This is a genomic window from Clostridium sp. MSJ-8, assembly GCF_018918325.1.
Classification (GTDB): domain Bacteria; phylum Bacillota; class Clostridia; order Clostridiales; family Clostridiaceae; genus Clostridium.
The window spans coordinates 23,359-39,128 of the sequence record NZ_JAHLQH010000051.1; the positions used below are offsets into that span (position 1 = coordinate 23,359).

The 15,770-nt window shown below is 28.1% G+C and carries 12 protein-coding genes and 1 tRNA gene; 12 read left to right on the forward strand and 1 reads right to left on the reverse strand.

The features are described from left to right. The first annotated feature begins 8 nt into the window (after positions 1 to 8). The 10 genes from KQI77_RS12150 to rpsA all read left to right on the forward strand — a co-directional run bounded on the left by KQI77_RS12150 (position 9) and on the right by rpsA (position 10,621). A complete protein-coding gene (locus KQI77_RS12150) occupies positions 9 to 893 on the forward strand; it encodes an aldose 1-epimerase family protein (RefSeq protein WP_216390706.1) in 885 nt (294 codons plus the stop codon). Between the two features lie 149 nt (positions 894 to 1,042). After that, complete coding sequence (locus KQI77_RS12155) at positions 1,043 to 1,360, forward strand: hypothetical protein (RefSeq protein WP_216390707.1); 318 nt, start codon at positions 1,043 to 1,045, stop codon at positions 1,358 to 1,360. Between the two features lie 97 nt (positions 1,361 to 1,457). Beyond that, positions 1,458 to 1,868 (forward strand): universal stress protein, encoded by a 411-nt coding sequence (locus KQI77_RS12160; protein ID WP_216390708.1) that lies wholly within the window; start codon positions 1,458 to 1,460, stop codon positions 1,866 to 1,868. A 48-nt stretch (positions 1,869 to 1,916) separates the two neighbouring features. Continuing rightward, a tRNA-Trp gene (locus KQI77_RS12165) sits at positions 1,917 to 1,992 on the forward strand. Positions 1,993 to 2,194: 202 nt separating this feature from the next. Continuing rightward, positions 2,195 to 3,361, forward strand: a complete 1,167-nt coding sequence (locus tag KQI77_RS12170) for a DNA repair exonuclease (protein ID WP_216390709.1) — start codon at positions 2,195 to 2,197, stop codon at positions 3,359 to 3,361. Continuing rightward, on the forward strand, positions 3,318 to 5,981 hold the full coding sequence (locus tag KQI77_RS12175) for an ATP-binding protein (RefSeq protein WP_216390710.1): 2,664 nt from the start codon (positions 3,318 to 3,320) through the stop codon (positions 5,979 to 5,981). Before KQI77_RS12170 ends, KQI77_RS12175 begins: the two co-directional genes overlap by 44 nt. A gap of 82 nt (positions 5,982 to 6,063) precedes the next feature. Further along, complete coding sequence (locus KQI77_RS12180) at positions 6,064 to 6,954, forward strand: zinc ABC transporter substrate-binding protein (RefSeq protein ID WP_216390711.1); 891 nt, start codon at positions 6,064 to 6,066, stop codon at positions 6,952 to 6,954. Between the two features lie 214 nt (positions 6,955 to 7,168). Beyond that, on the forward strand, positions 7,169 to 8,965 hold the full coding sequence (locus KQI77_RS12185; RefSeq protein ID WP_216390712.1) for a MutS family DNA mismatch repair protein: 1,797 nt from the start codon (positions 7,169 to 7,171) through the stop codon (positions 8,963 to 8,965). Between the two features lie 28 nt (positions 8,966 to 8,993). Then, a complete protein-coding gene (locus tag KQI77_RS12190) occupies positions 8,994 to 9,410 on the forward strand; it encodes a CBS domain-containing protein (protein WP_216390713.1) in 417 nt (138 codons plus the stop codon). 62 nt (positions 9,411 to 9,472) lie between these two features. Further along, positions 9,473 to 10,621, forward strand: a complete 1,149-nt coding sequence (gene rpsA, locus KQI77_RS12195; protein ID WP_367397307.1) for a 30S ribosomal protein S1 — start codon at positions 9,473 to 9,475, stop codon at positions 10,619 to 10,621. A gap of 336 nt (positions 10,622 to 10,957) precedes the next feature. Here the strand turns inward: rpsA and pyk are convergent, their stop codons facing one another. After that, positions 10,958 to 12,373, reverse strand: coding sequence for a pyruvate kinase (gene pyk / locus KQI77_RS12200; RefSeq protein WP_216390714.1), 1,416 nt, complete (start codon positions 12,371 to 12,373; stop codon positions 10,958 to 10,960). A gap of 127 nt (positions 12,374 to 12,500) precedes the next feature. On the opposite strand from pyk, the gene KQI77_RS12205 reads away from it, so the two are divergent. Further along, positions 12,501 to 13,946 carry an aminoacyl-histidine dipeptidase gene (locus tag KQI77_RS12205; RefSeq protein ID WP_216390715.1) on the forward strand — a complete coding sequence of 482 codons (1,446 nt, stop codon included), beginning with the start codon at positions 12,501 to 12,503 and terminating at the stop codon, positions 13,944 to 13,946. Between the two features lie 146 nt (positions 13,947 to 14,092). Next, on the forward strand, positions 14,093 to 15,631 hold the full coding sequence (gene gpmI, locus KQI77_RS12210) for a 2,3-bisphosphoglycerate-independent phosphoglycerate mutase (protein WP_216390716.1): 1,539 nt from the start codon (positions 14,093 to 14,095) through the stop codon (positions 15,629 to 15,631). Positions 15,632 to 15,770: the final 139 nt, after the last annotated feature.

Below are 15,770 nucleotides of genomic sequence, written 5' to 3' on the forward strand. Positions count from 1 at the left end.
TGTTAAGGGTGAGATATTATTTAGAGAATGATGAATTAAAGATTGAATTATGTGATGAGGGCGGAGAGATGTTCTCTATAATGGGCAAAAAAGATAACACTGAATACTTATGGAATGGAAGAAATTATGGGTGGCCTTTATCAGCACCAACATTATTTCCTATTGTATGTAAAGTAAAAGATAATAAATATACTTATAATGGAAAAGAGTATTTTATGTATTGTCATGGTTTTGCAAACTTTGCAGAATATGAAGTTATTCATAAGGAAAATGATAATATAACATTTGAATTAAAATATAAAGAAGAATATAAGGAATTATATCCATTTAAATTCTCATTAAAAACTAACTACAAGCTTAAAGATAATAAAATTATAATAAGTTTTTATGTTGAAAACTTAAGTGATACTGAAGAAATGATATTTTCTATAGGTTCACACCCATCATTTAAATGTCCAATTAAATATGAAGAGGAATTAAGTGATTATTATCTTGAGTTTGAAAAAGTAGAGAAAGAAGCTAAGGTATTTGAAATTAATGAAAAAGATTATTTAACAGGTAATGAAAATGTATATCTTAAAAATAATAATATTATTAAGTTAACTGAAGATACATTTAAAAATGGAACAATTTTATTTAATAATTTAGAGTCAGAGAATATAACATTAAAGTCTAATAATTCGTCTAAATATGTAAAAGTAAACTTTTCAGGATTTCCCTACTTGGCTTTATGGGCAACAGAAAATACACGACCTTTTGTATGTATAGAGCCTTGGTATGGTCATGCGGATTTTGAAGATTTTACTGGAGATTTTTCTGACAAAGAAGATACTCTTAAGTTAAATCCTAAAGAAGAATTCAGATGTAAATATACAATAGAGATTGGTCAATAAACTAATTCTAATAGATAAAACTTATTCATCTATTAGAATTTAATATGTCTAATGGATGAATAAGATTAAGTAGCATATATGTATGTTATCATAATATGAGATAGTACATAGGATAATTGTTTTAAAGCACTAGGAGGATATAGATATAAATGGAGATAGTTAAACTTGGAATAAAGCTAGCGTTAGCTCTAGCTGTAGGAACAGAAATTGGGTTTTTGATTCAAAGAATGTACATAGATATTAGATTGATAGCGATAGCATCAGTGCTTACAGTTACTGCAGCATTAGTTACATTAGCATATCCAGTTATAGATGTACTTGCATCAATAACAATATTTTTATACATATTAACTAGAGATACTGAGATTCCTCTTTCTCCAGATGCAATGTTAGCATCTATTGTAGGATTTTCATTTGTTGCAATACTTATTGTAGAGAAGTTTATAAATGTATCATGTTTAATGTAGTAAAAAATTAATTTAAGAAAAGTTAACAAAAAGTGAACATTTAAATGTAAAGGTTTTTACCCCTAGAAGTCGAATATATAAATAAGGGGTGATAAATATGAGCAAGAAGAAAATTTTAGTACCTATAGATGGAACAGAGAGAAGTATGCATTCATTAGAATTGGTGAAGAGTTTATATTCTAAAGATGCAATAGAATTAACTATAATGTATGTTAAGGAATTAGTTTTTATTAATGGAATGGTAGTTTCTGAAGAAATACAATCATCTCAAGAGCAAGGTGAAAGTTTACTAGAAAAAGCTAAAAAAATAATGGATGGATATGATGTAAAAACATACTTTACATTTGGATATCCTGTTGAAGAAATATTAAATAAATCTCGTGAAGAACAAATAGATATTATAGTTATGACTAAGTCAACTAAGAAGGGCTTAACTAGAATGATAGGCTCTGTAACATCTAATGTAGTAAAAAGAGCAGAATCTATAGTAATGATTGTACCAGAATAAAAAATGTTTGACAGTTTTATTTTTACGTGTTAAAATAAAACTCGTCTTAGGGGTATGGCTCAATTGGTAGAGTAGTGGTCTCCAAAACCATTGGTTCTGGGTTCGAGTCCTAGTGCCCCTGCCAGATTAATAAACTTGGAATCTTTGTTAGAGATTCCAAGTTTTTTTGTGCTATGGATAATATGCTAGAATGTAGATGTTAAGATAATGATAAAAATATGATATTAAATGGGAATGAATAAAAAAATTAGCGAGATAATTTAAGCTTTTTTGTAATGATTTATGATAAAATAAGAACAAAAGTTCTATTAAGATTGGAGATTATTATGGATAAGGTAAAGATAGTTCATTGCTCAGATTTTCACTTTGATACTCCATTTAGAGAGGTGGGAGAGAAACAGAGCAAGATCAATAAAGAAGAGATAAAACAAGTATTTAAGGATATAGTAGAGTTTTGTATAAAAAATACTGTAGATATATTGCTTATTTCAGGAGATGTTTTTGACAATTATACAGTTAATAGAGAGACTATATATTTTATTGAGAATACATTAGAAACCTTAACTTATACCAAGGTATTTGTTAGTCCGGGTAATCATGATCCATATGCTAATAGCTCGTTTTATAAACTAGTGAATTGGCCAGATAATGTTCACATATTTACAGGAGAATTAGAGAAGATAGAGTTAGAAGAATTGAATACATGTGTATATGGAGCGGCATTTACAAGTACTTATGAGAGAGAATCATTACTTAAACCTATAGAGGTAGATACTAATAAAATAAACTTATTAGTTATGCATGGAGAAATAACTCAAGGAGTTGCTGATAATGAATATAACCCTATTAAACTTCAAGACATAGAGTATAGTAATATGGATTATATTGCACTTGGACATAGACATGAATTCTCTGGAATCAATAGAAGAGGAAAAACTTGTTACGCTTATAGTGGCTGTCCCCAAGGTAGAGGATTTGACGAACAAGGAGATAAAGGGATAATTTATGGATATGTATTTAATGGAGGAACAGATTTAGAATTTATCAAAACATCTATAAGGAATTATATAGAGTTAAAAGTAGATATATCAGGAGTTAAAACCTATCAAGATATAGAAGATACTATATATAATATAGTGCTAGAAGAAAGTAGAACTAGAGATTTTTATAAGATTATATTAGTAGGAGAAGTTATTAGCGACTTTGATATAGATGTTGATGTAATAAAAGAAAAGATAAAAGATAAATTTTATTTTTGCAATATAATTGATAAAACAACAGTACAATATGATATTGAAGAGATACAGAAGGGATATTCTATTAAGAGTATTTACACTAAAAAATTATTGCAGAAACTTGATGAGTGTAAGGATGATTATGAAAGAGAGTTATTATCACAAGCATTAAAACTAGGAATATCAAGTCTTTCAGATGGAAAGGTGAATATAGATGATTATCAGAAAAATAAAAATAGATCTATTTGCAGGAATTAGTGATTTTGAGATAGATTTAGATGATGGAATTAATATTGTTTATGGTGATAATGAAAAAGGTAAAACTACTATAGAGAATTTTATAAAGATAATGCTATATGGGTTTACAAATAAAAAAATAAATGGAGAAAAAGAACGTAGTTTATTTATTCCTTTTGATGGTGGAACAATAGGTGGGGAATTGGTTATTGAACATAATAATAAGTTATATCTATTGAATAGGAAATTTGCTACTACAAAAAAACAAGATAAATCTATTATACTAGACACTCTTACTGGTAAGGAAGTTGATTATATAGACAAAGATGAACCTGGAAGATACTTTTTGGGAATAAATAGATCAACCTTTGAAAAAACTTTGTTTGTAGGACAATTAGGTGTTATTTTTTCAGAAGATAGAGAAGAAGAAATAATAGATAGAATTACTAGTACATTAGGTTGTGGAACAGATGAAGTGCAAGTTAATAAAGCATTAGATACTTTAGAAAACTTAAAAAAAAATATCAAAACTGTAAGAGGTGTAGGAGAATTAGATATTCTAAAAAAAAGAGAGCAAGAACTTGTTGAAGAGCTTTATGAAGCACATAAGATAGCTGAGAAGAATATTAATTGGGAAGAAGAATTATATGCCCAAAAAGAACTTAAGAAACGTATACTTGATACATTAGATAAACTTGAAATATATAAAAATTATCTTAGACAACTAGGATTAAAGGAAGAATACGAGGAACTTAAAGAATATTTAGTTAAGACAGAAGATTTAAAGAATCAACAGGAAGAAATCAAGAGCTTGTTATTTAATGGAGATAATATTATAGATGAAGAATATATTGCATCTGTAGAAGAAGAAAGAAGAAGATATTTAGAGGTGTCAAAAGATATTCTTAACTTAAGAGATGAATTTAATAATATAGTTCAAAAGAGGAGTATGTTAGAGGAGGAACTTTTAAATTATAAGTTTATAGATGAGTTTGGTGTTGAAATTAAAGAGAAGATATTAGAACTTAAGTACGAACAGAAGGAGTTAAATAATAAGCTATATGAAATAAATGAAATAGAAAAAGATATAGCTAGATTACAATCTAATATTAATGAATCTTATCAGCAAATAAGTGATAGTCAAAAAGATCATATAATGAGTGTCTTTAAATTATATGAGGAAGAACTATTATCTATAAAAGCACTTATGGAAGGAGATAATAGAAATAATAATTTTTATATAGTAATAGATTTAATAATTTTATTAATTGGAATAGGTGCTAGTATATTTTTATCTGTGCCTTTTAAAATATTAGGAATAATATGTATAATTATAAGTATTATAGTTTTTATTATTGTTTATAATAATAAAAATATAAGTCGTAAAACAATTAGATTAAAGAAAAGTATAAATAGAATAGAAGAAGAATTAAATGGGTATTTAAAAGAATTTAATATGAAAAATTATGCGGATCTATTAAGATATATAAATATTCAAGATAAGAAAAAAGAAGAGAATATAAAAAATAAAATAATACTTAAAGATAAGCAGGAACAATTACAGAACATTAAGCCCGATATAATAAAGAATAGATATGAAGCTAATAGAACAATTGTAGATAAGATAATAAGAAGTAGTAATTCTAGAGATATAGAAGATGTAATAAATAAAACATATGCTTATGAAAAGATAAAAAATGAATTAGTTATATTAATAAGTTCATATGATAATAAGAAACATATACTTGATTCAAAAGAAAAAGAAATAGATATTATTAAATGTAATTTAGATAATAAACTTAGTAAGATAAATCTTAAAGGAGTAGAGGTATCTGAAATAAAAAAATATTTAGATGATTATATAAATAAGATAAATAGATATAAGGAAATTCAAAATAGACTTACATCTATGAAGGAAACTTATAATGTATTGTTAAAAGATAGAGATATAAAAGATATAGAGAAACAAATAAAGAAAATTATAAATGATAATATAGATTTTAATTATAAAAATGAAGAAGAAGTAGAAAAAGAACAGAAAAATAAAAATAATGAATTATTAGAATGTGAGAAGAATATAAAAGATTTAGAGAATAATATTGCAAATAGATTAATAGGGAAGAGGGAAATACCAGAAATATCAGAAGAATTAGAAGAAGTTAGAGATGAAATTAAGCAAAAAGAAAATAAGTTAAAAGCGATAGAGATTGCAATAAAGTATATGAATGAATCTGTAGAGGAGGTTCGGTCTCAAGTTATTCCTACACTTAATGAGAAGATAACTGAGAATTTCAGAAATATAACAGAGGATAGGTATAAAGAAGTTATTCTTGGAGATAATTATGAGATGTTAGTAAGAAATAATAGTGATTTGTTTAAGGGTAAGTATCTAAGTAATGGAGCTTTAGATCAACTATATCTTTCATTAAGAATAGCACTTATTCAACTTATATTTGAAGGTGAAGATGAAATGATCATATTAGATGATGCATTTGTACAATATGATGATAATAGATGTAAGAGAGCCTTAGAAGCAATTGTTAGTTTAATAAATGGTCAGATAATTATATTTACTTGTCACAAGAGAGAAGAGAAATTTTTGAGTTTAGATGGAATTGATTTCAATAGAAAATATTTGTAAAATAAAAATATTGACAATAAAAAAAGAAAGAGATACAATGGAAAAAGCGAAAATGCAAATCAAATGCAAATGAGGTGTAAGGATGAAGAAAATATTTATTAAGCTTGCTATGCTTATGGTTATACCTACTATATTATTAGGTTGTGGTTCATCTTCAGATAAAGGTTCAGATAAGAAGAAGTCAGGGAAAATTCAAGTTATGGTTTCAATAAGCCCACTTAAGGAATTTGCTGAGAAGGTAGGTGGAGATAAAGTTGATGTAGAATCACTTGTGCCAGATAACATGGAAGCACATGATTTTGAGCTTAAGACAAGAGATGTAGAGAATGTGATGAATGAAGATTTATTTATATATAATGGAGCAGGTATGGAAGATTGGTTAGAACAGTTAGAAGAAACTGCTTCAGGATCAGAAGTTAAATTTATTGATAGCAGCGAGAATTCGGACATAATACAGGTAAATAATAAACAAGATCCACATTTATGGCTTAGTTTGATAGAAGCACAGAATCAATGTAAAACAATAATGGAAGCATTATGTGATATAGATAAAGATAACTCAAGTTATTATAAGGACAACTACAATAAATATGCAGAAGAATTACAAGAATTATATAGTGAGTATTCTGATAAATTCAAAAATGTCACAACAAAAGACTTTATAACAGGTCATGAAGCCTTTGGATATTTATGTAGAGATTTTGGATTAGAACAGAAGTCTTTAACAGACTTGTTTGGGGAAGGCGAAGCAACTGCAAAGACATATAAGGAACTTGCAGATTATTGCAAGAAGAATAACATAAAAACTATTTTTTCAGAGAGTTCAGAGTCTTCAGAAGAGGCAAAAACTCTTGCAAATGAAATAGATGGAAAAGTGGAAGAGATATATAGTTTAGAGAGTTCGGTAAAAGGTAAGAACTACATTGAAGCTATGAGGTTCAATCTAGATAAGATATATTCATCATTAAAATAAAATATATAAACATAACTCTAACCTTTAGAACATGTATTTTAATTATCTATAGGTTAGAGTTTTTTTATTCTTATAGGAAATTATATATAAGAGAAAATTTTGCAAAAAATACTAGTTATAATGTAATTGTCACAAATAAATAGTATAATAAATAATGTAAACCCTAAAATGACATATGTGGTTTAAAGGAGAATATTTAACTGAGAGGTGGAAAATGAGTAAAGCACAAAAGTTTTATCAAGATAATGTTAAAAAGGCAGAAGAAAATATAAAAGAATTAGATAAGAATATATCGTTAATAGGATGGATTAGATTAGTAATATTATTAATTGGTGCATTTGTTTCATGGCAATTATATAGGTCTAATGGAGTTTATGCATGTGTTGTGGCAATATGTATAACGCTTGCTATTTTTTTAGTAGTGGTTAATTATCATGGAAAGAAGATAGAGAAGAGAGATCGAGAAGACATAAAGATAGAATATAACAAAAAAGGTTTAAAGAGAATTAATAATGAATATAAAGAATTCGAGGATAAGGGAGAAGATCTAGTTAGTGAGAATCATCCTTTTTGTAATGACTTAGATATATTTGGTGGAAATTCATTATTTCAGATGATTAATACTACAAGAACTAATATTGGAAGAAAGAAGCTTGGTAAGAGATTATTAATAGAAGAATTACCTACTAAAGAAACTATAGAGAAGACTCAAGAAGCTGTTAAGGAATTAGGAAATAAAGCAACTTGGAGAGAAGAATTATATGTAGACAGCACTTTTAAGAAAAATAAGAATCAAGAATTAGAAGGTTTATTAGAGTGGTGTAAAGGTGAAAAAGTTAACAATATAGGCAAGGTTGTAGTGGCTTGTATATTTATGGCTATCACATTAGTAGGTATATTTTTAGTTTTAATAGGTAAGATTAAATTTTCGCTTTTAATATTAGATTTAATGTTAAACTTTGTTGTTGTAAAACTTTTAACTAAGGAAAAAGGTAATGCAATAGAGTTATTTCATTCAATAAAGTATAACGTAAAAGCGTATACTAATATTTTATCTCTTATAGAAGATGAAGAATTTAAATCTAAGTATTTAAACGAATTAAAGAATGGACTTAAGAATAATGATAATTCATCATGTAAGGCAGAAATGAAGAAACTATCATCATTATTAGATTGGATTGGTGACTCTAGTGGTAATGCTTATTTCTTCTTATTTAATGTAATAGCATTTGCTGATGTTTTCATATTATATAACTTAAGTAAATGGCAAGAAGCTAATGGTGATAAAGTAGAAAAATGGTTAGATGTCATGGGAGAATTTGATGCATTATCTTCTATTGCTAATCTTAGTTTTGATCATGAAGAATGGTGTTATAGTACAATATTAGAAGGAAAAGAGATAAGTGGAAAACATATAGCACATCCACTAATAGGTGATAGGGCTGTAGCAAATGATTATGAATTAGTAGGAAAGAAAAAAATAACACTTATTACTGGTTCTAATATGTCAGGAAAAAGTACTTTCTTGAGATCTATAGGTATAAATCTTATACTTTCATATATAGGGGCACCTTCTTGTGCAACTAGTTTTTCATGTGGAATAATGAATGTGTATACATGTATGAGAACTAAAGATAATTTAGAAGAAAGTATATCATCATTTTATGCAGAAATTTTAAGAATAAAATTAATAATGGAAGCTTGCAAAAAAGGAGAGAAGATATTCTTCTTATTAGATGAGATATTTAAAGGAACTAATTCACAAGATAGACATACGGGTGCTACTGTTTTAATAAAACAATTAGTAGAAGTAGGAGCAGTAGGAATATTATCTACACATGATTTAGAGTTGTGTGATCTTGAGAATGATATGCCAGAGATGGAGAATTATAATTTTAGAGAATACTATGAAGATAATAAAATAAAATTTGATTATAAATTACGAAAAGGAAAGAGTACTACTCAAAATGCTGTATATCTAATGAGATTAGCAGGAATAGATATAGAGTAGTTGTAAATAAGAAAGGAAGAGTATTATAATGAATATAGCATTTTTTCTAACACCTAAAAATGAAGTTGTATATGAAAATCAAGAAGCTAGCATGAGACAAGTTATGGAAAAGATGGAGTATCATGGATATACAGCTATTCCACTTATAGATAAGAATGGAAAGTATGTAGGAACATTAACAGAAGGAGATTTATTGTGGAAATTAAAAAATACACCAGAGCTTAATTTTAAGAATACTGAAAGTGTTAAAGTAGCAGATATTCCTAGAAGAGTAAAACATAAATGTGTAGAGATAAGCTCTGATATAGAAAGTTTGATTAATTTAGCTGCTAGTCAGAACTTTGTTCCTGTAGTTGATGATAATAAAACATTTATAGGTATAATAAAAAGAAGTGATATAATAAATTATTATTTTAAAGAAATGAAAAAATATAAGCAAGAATAAAAAAATAAAATAATTTCCATAGGTTAAGATTAAATGAGAATATAGTATGGAGAGTGATATTTGTGGAAAATGAAAAGAATTCAATGGAAGAATTATTAAAAGATTATGATGTAAAAAGAATAAGTACAGGAGAGATTATAACTGGAAAAGTAATAGATGTTACAGATAAAGAAGTAACTGTAAATATAGATTATGCATTTGATGGTGTGATAACTAGAGATGAATTAACATACGATGATCAAAATCCACATGATGTAGTTAAGGCAGGAGATAGTATAGAGGTTTATGTAATATCACCTAATGATGGCGAAGGATATGTGTTATTATCTAGAATAAAAGCATTAGCTATAACAGAAAAAGATGATGTTCAAGAAGCATTTGATAATAAAACAACTATAAAGGTATTATTGAAGGAGATAGTAAAAGGTGGAGTTGTTGCATACTACGGTAATGTTAGAATATTTATTCCTGCTTCTCAGATATCTAAAGATAGAGTAGAATTAGAAACATTAAAAATGAATACATATATGGATGTAAAGATAATCGAATTGAACTTCAAAGATAGAAAAATAGTAGGATCAAGAAGGGTAATTGAAGAAGAAGAATATGAAAATAATAGAAGGGATATATATAAAAGTTTAAATCCTGGTGAAAAGAGAAAAGGTATAGTTACTAGACTTGCAAAATTTGGCGCCTTTGTTGATATTGGTGGAGTAGAAGGTTTAATACATTTAAATGATATGGCATGGGAGAGAGTATTTAAACCTGAAGATGTTGTGCAGGTTGGTGATACTGTTGAAGTATTTATAGGTGAGGTAGATGAGAAGAATAATAGAATATCATTAATTCTTAAAGATAACGAAAAAGATCCATGGATAGTATATGCAGATTCTCTAAAAGAAGGAGAAATTGTAGAAGGTAAAGTTGTAAGAACAACTAACTTTGGAGCTTTTGTAGAAATATATAATGGAATAGAAGGACTTGTTCATATAACAGAGATAAGTGATGATAATATAGCAAAAGTAACAGATGTTGTTAATGTTTCAGATATAGTTAAAGTTAAGATATTATCTGTTGATAAAGAAAATAGAAAATTAAGCTTGAGTATAAAAGAGGCAATAGAGCCTAATAACGAATATATGCAATATAACGATAATGAAGATGAAGCTGGTACTTCGCTAGCAGATTTATTTAAAGGATTAAAGTTATAATAAAATATTTGGAGGATTAAAAATGAAAGTATTAATCTTGGAAAAGAAAAATACGGTCTTCCCCAAAAAGAATCTTGGACATCAACACATTTCATAAGATAATGTAATTGAAAAGAAAAATTCAATGTTTTTGATTTGATTAATATTATATTGATACTAATAGATACAATCATAATAATAAAATCATCAAATAACATTGGATTTTTTTATTTAAAAAAAGTACTTTATAGAAAATTATAATACTGAATAAAATGAATTAAAGGCGTTAAGTGAAATAAATAGATATACTAAAAATCACCATAACGCCTAGGTAATTAAATTTTAATTTAATATTTTTTATAATTTTTCGATTTTTAACATATTAGTTCCGCCTGTATAAGTTGTTGGCATACCAGCAGCAACAATGATAGAATCTCCTTTTTCTGCAAGACCTAAATTTAGAGCAGTTTTTCTAGCTTCTTGGATTATCTCTTCTGTTGTGTTGAAAGTAGCACATTGAACAGGGAAAACACCATAGTTAAGTGCTAAGCTTCTTTCTACTTCTTCATAAGGAGTAATAGCTATAATAGGACTCTTTGGTCTATATTTAGATACTAATTTAGCTGTAGCACCACTTTTTGTAGCAGCAACTATTGCTTTTGCATCTAGTATCATAGATGTTTTACATGTAGAATAGCTTATTGCATCAGCACAATCTGTAAGACTATTTGAGGATTCTGTAAGGAGATGAGTGTAATCTAGGTTACTCTCAGCTTCTATAGCTATTCTAGACATTGTTTTAGCAGCTTCTATAGGGAAGTTACCTGAAGCACTTTCACCAGATAACATAATAGCATCAGTACCATCAAATATAGCATTACATATATCAGAAGCTTCAGCTCTAGTAGGCATAGAGTTTCTTATCATAGAATCTAACATCTGTGTAGCAGTAATAACAACTTTTCCAGCTTTGTTACATTTTTTTATGATAGATTTTTGGATTATAGGAACTTTTTCTATAGGAATTTCAACGCCCATATCACCTCTTGCCACCATTATTGCATCAGTTACTTCTAGTATTGAATCAACGTTATCAACACCTTCTTGACTCTCTATTTTAGCTATTATTTTAATATTTTCTCCACCGTTTTCTTTTAAAACCTTACGTACATCTAATATATCTTCAGCTTTTCTTATGAAAGAAGCTGCTATAAAATCAACTCCCATTTTACAACCAAATTTAATATCTTCTATATCTTTTTCAGTGATTGAAGGCAATTTTATTTTAACATTAGGAACGTTTACACCTTTGTGATTTTTAATCATTCCACCTACAGTTACTGTACATTTGATTTCTTTACCTATTATATTAACAATTTTAAATTTTAGTAGTCCATCGTCAACTAATATTGTTCCACCTATTTCTACATCTTTATATAATTCATCATAAGATATAGAACAATGACTTTCATCACCTAATATTTGAGTACCACATATAAAAGAAAAAGATTGACCTTTGACTAGTTCAACACCATCATTAATGAAGTTATGAGTTCTTATCTTTGGGCCTTTTATATCTAAGATAATAGCAGTTGAAGTATTTTTTTCTTTACGTAATTTCTTGATTAAATCTATTTTTTCTTTATGAGATGCATGATCACCATGAGAAAAATTTAATCTAGCTGCACTCATACCAATATCCATAAATTTGCTAAGAGTTTCTTCGTTATCACTAGCAGGGCCTATTGTAAAAATCATTTTAGTCTTTTGCATAAAAAATAACCTCCCTTTTGTGTATGTATATAGTTTTTGCAATATAATTTAATAATATTTATTATAGAATTATAAATTATCTATTAGTATAATAGTAGCATAGAAAAAACGAAAGGAAGCAAAAATAATGAATAGTTTACAAAATATTAAACCCATTGAAGTATTTAGACATTTTTATAACATTTCTCAAATACCAAGAGGATCAAAAAATGAAAAGGCAATAAGTGATTATTTGGTGAATTTTGCAAAGGATCTTGGATTAGAAGTTATTCAAGATGAAGCCCTTAATGTAATAATAAAGAAGCCAGCATCAGTAGGATATGAAAATGCACCTACTGTAATAATTCAAGGACATATGGATATGGTGTGTGAAAAGAATCAAGAAACAAAGCATGATTTTACAAAAGATCCATTAAAGTTAGTTGTAAAAGGAGATTATCTATATGCAGATGGAACTACTTTAGGTGCTGATGATGGAATAGCTGTTGCATATGCTATGGCAGTATTATCAGATGATTCATTAGAACATCCACCAATAGAAGTACTTATTACAACTGATGAGGAATCTGGAATGACAGGTGCTATGCAAGTATCAAAGGATAATTTATCTGGAAAGATATTAATTAATATAGATAATGAAGATGAAGGATATCTTTTAGTTAGCTGTGCAGGTGGAATAAGAACTAAAAGTATTATTAATGTAGACAAGGAACAAATTAAAAACAATGTATATCATTTGAAGGTTAGAGGACTAAAAGGTGGTCATTCTGGAACAGATATACACTTGGGAAGAGGTAATTCTAATAAGATATTAGGAAGAGTGCTTCAAGATATAAATAATATTTATGGTATAAGATTAATTGAGTTAAATGGTGGCTCTAAGAATAATGCTATTCCTAGAGAAGCAGATGCAATATTTACAACCACTGAAAAAGATATGAGTAAAATTGAAGAGAAGTGGAATACTATAATTAAAAATGAATTAATAGTTTCAGATGACAAGGTTTCTATAACAATAGAATGTGTAGAGGATGTTTCGCATGATAAACAATTTACACAAGATTCAACTGATAGAGTCATTAATTTGTTATACTTATATGATAATGGAGTGAACACAATGAGTGCTGCTATAGAGAATCTAACAGAGAGTTCAACTAACTTAGGAGTACTTATTACCAATGATGATTCAGTAGAATTAGATAGTGCAGTTAGAAGTTCAGTATTATCTCTTAGAGATGATATTGTTAATAGAATGAAAGTTTTAACAGAAGCATTAGGTGGAACATTTACTGCTAATGAAGGATATCCAGGATGGGAATATGATAAAGAATCTAAGATAAGAGATATATGTAGGAAGGTATATACTGATATGTTTAATAAAGAACCAGTAATATATGCTATTCATGCAGGATTAGAGTGTGGACTATTTAAGGAGATATTAGGAAGTGATGTGGATATGATAAGTTTTGGACCAGATATAATAGGTGCTCATACTCCAGAAGAACATTTATCTATATCATCAACTGAGAGGACATGGAATTATCTTGTAGAGGTGCTTAAAGCAATTAGTTGATAATTTTTTAATATAAAAGAGAAATAAAAATATAAAATTAAATGTTTACAAAGTTGTGGAATATGAAAACTTTGTAGTATAATATAATCGAAAATTACGAATGCTAATATTTTTTAGTAAATAAATCAATAAAGTGGAGGGTAATTATGGCAAAGAAACCTGTAATGTTAATGATATTAGATGGATTTGGTGAAGCACCAAAGTCAGAAGGAAATGCTGTTGAATTAGCTTGTAAACCTAACTTCGACAGATTAATAAAGGAATATCCTCATACAGATATTAACGCTAGTGGAATGGCTGTTGGACTTCCAGACGGTCAAATGGGTAACTCAGAAGTAGGACATTTAAATATTGGTGCTGGTAGAATAGTGTACCAAGAATTAACTAGAATAACAAAGTCTATAGCTGATGGAGAATTCTTTGAAAATGAAGCAATTATGAAAGCTATGAAGAATGCAAAAGAAAATAATACTTCATTACACTTAATGGGATTACTATCAGATGGTGGAGTTCACTCTCATATAGGTCATTTAAGAGGATTATTAGAATTCGCAAAGAAACAAGGACTACAAAAAGTTTATGTTCATGCATTTATGGATGGTAGAGATGTACCACCTTCATCAGGAAAAGAATATATAGCTGAAGCTGAAAAGATGATGAAAGAAGTAGGCGTAGGAGAAATAGCATCTATAAGTGGTAGATATTATGCTATGGATAGAGATAACAGATGGGAAAGAGTTGAATTAGCATATAATGCAATAGTTTTAGGTAAAGGAGAAACTGCTACAAGTGCTGTAGAAGCTATTGAAAATTCATATAAGGATAATAAGACTGATGAATTCGTATTACCATGTGTTATAACTAAAGATGGAGCTCCAACTGCTACAATTAAGAACGGAGATTCAGTTGTATTCTATAACTTCAGACCAGATAGAGCTAGAGAAATAACTAGAGCTATAAATGATAAAGAATTTGCTGGATTTAAGAGAGAAACTTTAAATCTAGTATTTGTTACAATGACTCAATATGATAAGACATTAGAAGGTGTTGAAGTTGCATTTAAGCCTCAAACATTAGTTAACACATTAGGAGAATATGTTTCATCAAAAGGATTAAGACAATTAAGAATTGCAGAAACTGAAAAATATGCTCACGTAACATTCTTCTTTAATGGTGGAGTTGAGAAGGAAAATGAAGGTGAAGATAGAGCATTAATTCCATCACCTAAGGTTGCAACATATGATTTAAAACCTGAGATGTCTGCTTATGAAGTAACAGATGAATTATTAAAGAGATTAGATCAAGATGTATATGATATGGTTATACTAAACTTCGCTAATCCAGATATGGTTGGACATACAGGAGTTGTTGAAGCAGCAGTAAAAGCTATTCAAGCAGTAGATGAATGTTTAGGAAAAATCGTAGATAAGATATTAGAAAAAGATGGAACAGTATTTATAACTGCTGACCATGGTAATGCAGAAAAGATGATAGATTTCTCAACAGGAAATCCATACACTGCACATACAACTAACAAAGTACCATTTGTATGGGTATCAAATGAATCTAAGAATGGTGCATTAAAGAAAGACGGTAAGTTAGCTGATATAGCACCAACTATGTTAGGAGTACTAGGATTAGAAGTTCCTTCAGAAATGACTGGAGAATCATTAATCGAAAAATAATAATTAAAATAGCAAAAAAGAAGGGGCTGTGAAAAAATGAGAAATCATTTTTTCACAACCCCTTTTCAATTATATTTTATAAATAATTTTCACAAAGATAATAAAAAATGAGATAATTGCCCCTTTCCCCAAAAAGTAT

Bases quoted from the DNA above. Each gene is read 5' to 3' on its own strand.
- KQI77_RS12155 (WP_216390707.1), top strand. From the start codon at position 1,043: ATGGAGATAGTTAAACTTGGAATAAAGCTAGCGTTAGCTCTAGCTGTA.
- KQI77_RS12160 (WP_216390708.1), top strand. From the start codon at position 1,458: ATGAGCAAGAAGAAAATTTTAGTACCTATAGATGGAACAGAGAGAAGT.
- KQI77_RS12170 (WP_216390709.1), top strand. From the start codon at position 2,195: ATGGATAAGGTAAAGATAGTTCATTGCTCAGATTTTCACTTTGATACT.
- KQI77_RS12175 (WP_216390710.1), top strand. From the start codon at position 3,318: ATGATTATCAGAAAAATAAAAATAGATCTATTTGCAGGAATTAGTGAT.
- KQI77_RS12180 (WP_216390711.1), top strand. From the start codon at position 6,064: ATGAAGAAAATATTTATTAAGCTTGCTATGCTTATGGTTATACCTACT.
- KQI77_RS12185 (WP_216390712.1), top strand. From the start codon at position 7,169: ATGAGTAAAGCACAAAAGTTTTATCAAGATAATGTTAAAAAGGCAGAA.
- KQI77_RS12190 (WP_216390713.1), top strand. From the start codon at position 8,994: ATGAATATAGCATTTTTTCTAACACCTAAAAATGAAGTTGTATATGAA.
- pyk (WP_216390714.1), bottom strand. From the start codon at position 12,373: ATGCAAAAGACTAAAATGATTTTTACAATAGGCCCTGCTAGTGATAAC.
- KQI77_RS12205 (WP_216390715.1), top strand. From the start codon at position 12,501: ATGAATAGTTTACAAAATATTAAACCCATTGAAGTATTTAGACATTTT.
- gpmI (WP_216390716.1), top strand. From the start codon at position 14,093: ATGGCAAAGAAACCTGTAATGTTAATGATATTAGATGGATTTGGTGAA.